This is a genomic window from Xanthomonas prunicola, from assembly GCF_002846205.1.
GTDB lineage: Bacteria > Pseudomonadota > Gammaproteobacteria > Xanthomonadales > Xanthomonadaceae > Xanthomonas > Xanthomonas prunicola.
On sequence record NZ_PHKV01000066.1, the window covers coordinates 1 to 900 of the forward strand.

At 58.6% G+C, this 900-nt stretch carries 2 pseudogenes; both read left to right on the top strand.

Annotated features, from left to right (window positions below):
- Positions 1-675 (top strand): annotated as a pseudogene (locus tag XpruCFBP8353_RS23050) (protein adenylyltransferase SelO family protein); the annotation flags it as partial.
- Positions 665-900 (top strand): annotated as a pseudogene (locus tag XpruCFBP8353_RS23055) (toxin-activating lysine-acyltransferase); the annotation flags it as partial. The pseudogenes XpruCFBP8353_RS23050 and XpruCFBP8353_RS23055, both read left to right, overlap by 11 nt.

Below are 900 nucleotides of genomic sequence, written 5' to 3' on the forward strand. Positions count from 1 at the left end.
TACCGCGAGCAACAGCGCATTGACTATGCGCTCGATCAGCCCACAAAGCACGATGAGCGCCACGATTGGCTCTCTGACCACATCAAAGGCAAAGCAACCCAGGGCTCTCAGACAGGCGAGGAGATCAACTCGCTCCTGCGCGCACTTCCGAACGCAGCTCTCCATCTTTGTGCCGCCAACCGCTGGCTGAGACCACGACCACGCCTTTCCTATCGCGTCTCCAAGCGCCGGGCGATCAAGCTGGTGCGGTCGATATTGGCCGATCGGTCGTCGGGACCCGAGCGGGTCTCGGCCTTTATCGCAACCGAGGTCGCGGTCTCGCGCCGTGTCTGGAAAGGCTTACCACCACACTGGCTTGTCTTGGGCTACGCAAGCGATCACGTGTCCACCGCTTTGTATTTCTTTGATACGCATCGTATGGCCTATACAGCCCAGCTGGAGGGGCCACGCGTGCGTGGGGGAACACTGATCTTCGGTGCCGAAGTCGCAGATGAGACACTCGGCATCACCAATTCTGGCCATAGAACCGTCGCGTGTGTCGACTGCGAACCCACCAGCTACCTGGTAGGTCTAAGCTTGAACGGGCGTGCATCAATCGCTGCCGCACTGCTCACCTTCCCGGACGCTGCAGTTGCAGCGCAAACATTGAGCTCAACCACCGCCCATGCAACCTAATGCCGTTGATGCGCAGGCGCTTGGCCTGGCAATGCAACTCCTGTTCAAGACTGACCGCAAGAAGTTCAGTATCGCAGCGGCTTATGTGTGGCTATGGCCTGCAATTCGCCTAGGCCAGCTCGTCACGATTAAAGACGAAGACGGGGTCTGGACCGGCTACGCCTTATGGGCTTATCTGACGCCTGAAACCGCCAGTCATTTGGTTCTGCAAGATCCGCCGTTCTT